Genomic DNA, 3044 nt, shown 5'->3' with positions numbered 1-3044 from the left:
ATTGAGCATAAGGTTAATTCCGTTTCAGAAAGCATGAAGAACCTGGTGCAGCCATTAAATTATCCTGCCCGAGCGATAAATATAATCAACCGGACAATCCATGAGGGTATTGCAAAAATGGGCGACAGCTTCCGCTTTATCCGTTATTTGGTATCAGGATGGGGTGCCAGTCATTTATTTTCAGAAAATTCCTGGCAAATATGACGGTTTAACGTAGCGGTAATTAAACGAAATGGATCACCATATGTGAGCCTGCCGTTTTTTTGATCGCCTCATCGATATATTTCTGTTTTATTTCATCGGTAAGCGGCGTTTTTTCATGCGGCGGTTCAAATTGCTGCATGCTTTTTATCTCAGCATAAAAGCCGCCGATCACCATTTCGCCTTCTGCTTTAATTTTCCAGCCGTCAATATCCAAAATAATATAAGAACTCGTGCCGGTAATTTTCATTATTAGTTCCCTCGTTGAAAAATAACTGTCTCAGCCTGACTGTAAGGATCAATGGTGGTTATCTTAGTGACTTTCTCATTCGCCATCAATCGAGGCAATTCGACATTCTCCCAGATATTTCCTGGCCTGAGTTCCTCGCCAACGACCGCCCGGATCTCGCCGCTCACCTGTTTCGCATAGGCTGCTGAGACATCTTCCCAGGCCTTGATACTTTGCGGGTTGTCGAAATCCCACTCCGGCATTTTGATGTTCTTGTCCTTGATGGTGGACTCCAGCGTCACCCCGCCGCGGGAGCGGGCAATGCCCTCCGCCACATCCGGCCCGCCCATCCCTTTTGAGCGGCCCGACCAGAAGAAGGCCGTATCCGGCTCGGTAGCCAGTTTCGGGCTGATTTTGCGAATATTGATAAGCGGTTTCGGCGTGGCCCGCCAGGCCTGATATTTCATGCCGCCTTTGGCGCCGAGGCCGCCGCCCACCAGCGAGCCGATAAACATACTCCATTTCTGACCGTCGCTGCCTTCGCCAAAAATTTCACCGCCCAGCCAGTTACCGCCGGTCCCGCCGAGCATCCCCCCTGCCGTAGCGGTCAGCGCGACGACAGGACCGGCCAGCACCGCCATCGCCCCGGCGCCGACGGCAAGCATCGTCCAGTTAACCCAGGCCGGGATTTCAGGGCTTATCTCATCGGTCTGGGCTTTTTCACCGCCGATCAGCACGTTGGCCGACCCCTGATGGATTTCCGCGCTACAGGTGAGCAGGTCGCCCTTGCGCGCGGCGGGCCAGTTGTTGATATAGACCTTAATAGAGCCTTCGGCGACACGCTGGGGCGAGCCGCTGTGTTCCTCGCACTTGCCGGTGGAAAGATGCGCGCGAATCGCCTGACGGCTGTTTATCCAGACGTTAGGCGAGCCGTCGCCCAGCTTGCCGGTAACGTGGCGCGGCGCCCAGGACATGCTGCCAAGCAGTTCGCCCATCCCGCCGCCAGCGCAGGCCGCCGCCGCAATGGACGAGACCGCAATCAGCCCGACGCCGCCGGTTGCCACAACCGCCAGCGCGCCGACCACCGCCCCGCCAATCAGCCCGGCTATCATCCACCCTTTCGACGCGGTATGGGCAATTTCATCATCTACCCGCGCCGCCTGCATCTCCGCCATCGTTAGTGCGCTCTGCGCTGTGTCAGAAAGGCGCGGATTTTTTCCGGCGTGTTCAGCGCGTCCGGGCCGACCACCTGCCGACAAACTGCAAGCTGGGAAGCAAGCCCTGAGGCTTCCGCCGTCATCGTCCACAGCGCATAGCGCAGGGGATTGCTACCCGGTATGGGGGCAATTTTTAGCGGATCGCCGTTGCCGGCAAACAGCAGGTATTGCCCCTCCTTCGCCCGCTGTAGCGGCAGGTGCTGGTAAAGGGCCTGAATAGTGTCAAACACGGTCAGCACCTTACTGTCGCTATCGAGGGCAAAAAAGAGATCCTGCGTATCGGCGGGAATCATCTGGCTGGGCGCGGCTTCGCTCTGCTGATGAAACTTGATACTGGCGATGATCTCCCGGTACTGACGCAGGTAATAGTCGTTAAACTCCCCCTGGCAGGTGCCCACGTAGCAGACAATCTTTTTCCCGGCGGGCTGCTCGTCAAGCAGCACGACACACTGGCGCTGAAAAATCGCCACCCTGTCACTGGTGAACTGATAATAGAGTTCCACCGCCGGATGGCCGTCAATCTCGCGCATTTCCGTTCCCAGCAGGCGAAAATCAGGCACGGTCACTTCCAGCTCGCGCGCCAGCCTTGCGGCAACCGCCTGGAGCTTTTCGCCGCTTTTCGCGCTGGCACGGGAAATAACAAAGGTAAATTCACTGGCGCCGTTATCGTTAAGCGTAAACAGGTTCATTGTTCTGTCTTTAAAGATATCCGGCAGTTCAAGGGTTGCTTCCTGGAGAAGATATTCAGCCATACCTGGTTCGCTTATTTCGAAGAGTTAATAACAAAGAAGCTGTCCACTTCCTGCTGGAGCGCGGTCTGCTGGCCGCTGCCTGGGGCAACAATCGCCGCCGCGCCATCGTCGGGATTAAGATGCAGTTCACCGCCGGGAGTGTTGATTTGCGCGTTACCGTTAATGGTAAAGTTGAGGTTTTTACCGATGATGTTCACGCTGCCGTCTTTCGACAGTTCAAGCGCGCTGTCGCCGCACTCCAGGCGCAGGGTATCCCCCACCGACAGGGTGAAGTTATTGACGACCTTATCCTTGCGGTTGTTGCCGGTCAGGCAGGTGATATCGCCTTTTACGCCCTCTTTTTTATCTTTGACGACCCGCAGGGTTTCGTTTTCGCCGACAAAATGAGTGTGGTTCTTCTCAATGGTGTGGGTTTCATCGTTTTCGACATCCACATCCATATTGCGCTCGGCGTGAAGCCAGACCTGCTCTTCCCCGGCTTTATCCTCAAAGCGCAGGGCGTTGGCGGCATCGGCGGAGCCATCTTTTGAGCGGCTCAGGAAGCCCATCTGGGTCGCGGCGGCGGGCAGCGCCCACGGCGGCATGCTGGCCTCGTTATAGACCCTGCCTGTGACGATTGGCCTGTCCGGGTCGCCGTTAATAAAA

General features: G+C 56.1%; 5 protein-coding genes. 1 reads left to right on the top strand and 4 read right to left on the bottom strand.

What is annotated here, in order from left to right:
- On the top strand, window positions 1–204 hold a 204-nt coding region (locus ENTHG_RS25955), incomplete at its 5' end, for a hypothetical protein (protein ID WP_222860426.1).
- A 19-nt stretch (window positions 205–223) separates the two neighbouring features.
- On the opposite strand, the gene ENTHG_RS04465 is transcribed toward ENTHG_RS25955, so the two are convergent.
- From ENTHG_RS04465 to ENTHG_RS04450, 4 genes are all read right to left on the bottom strand, one after another.
- Window positions 224–451 (bottom strand): Imm74 family immunity protein, encoded by a 228-nt coding sequence (locus tag ENTHG_RS04465; RefSeq protein WP_044174247.1) that lies wholly within the window; start codon window positions 449–451, stop codon window positions 224–226.
- A gap of 2 nt (window positions 452–453) precedes the next feature.
- Window positions 454–1605, bottom strand: coding sequence for a PAAR domain-containing protein (locus ENTHG_RS04460; RefSeq protein ID WP_044174238.1), 1152 nt, complete (start codon window positions 1603–1605; stop codon window positions 454–456).
- A 2-nt stretch (window positions 1606–1607) separates the two neighbouring features.
- Window positions 1608–2399: a DcrB-related protein gene (locus ENTHG_RS04455; protein WP_044174230.1), complete on the bottom strand. Its 792-nt coding sequence runs from the start codon at window positions 2397–2399 to the stop codon at window positions 1608–1610.
- Window positions 2400–2410: 11 nt separating this feature from the next.
- Window positions 2411–3044, bottom strand: a 634-nt coding sequence (locus ENTHG_RS04450; RefSeq protein WP_425325293.1) for a bacteriophage T4 gp5 trimerization domain-containing protein, incomplete at its 5' end; no start/stop codon positions are given.

Source organism: Phytobacter massiliensis JC163 (genome assembly GCF_000321045.1).
Classification (GTDB): domain Bacteria; phylum Pseudomonadota; class Gammaproteobacteria; order Enterobacterales; family Enterobacteriaceae; genus Phytobacter_A; species Phytobacter_A massiliensis.
Note: the sequence above shows the minus strand (reverse complement) of the source record. Positions and strands in the feature narration are given on the sequence as shown.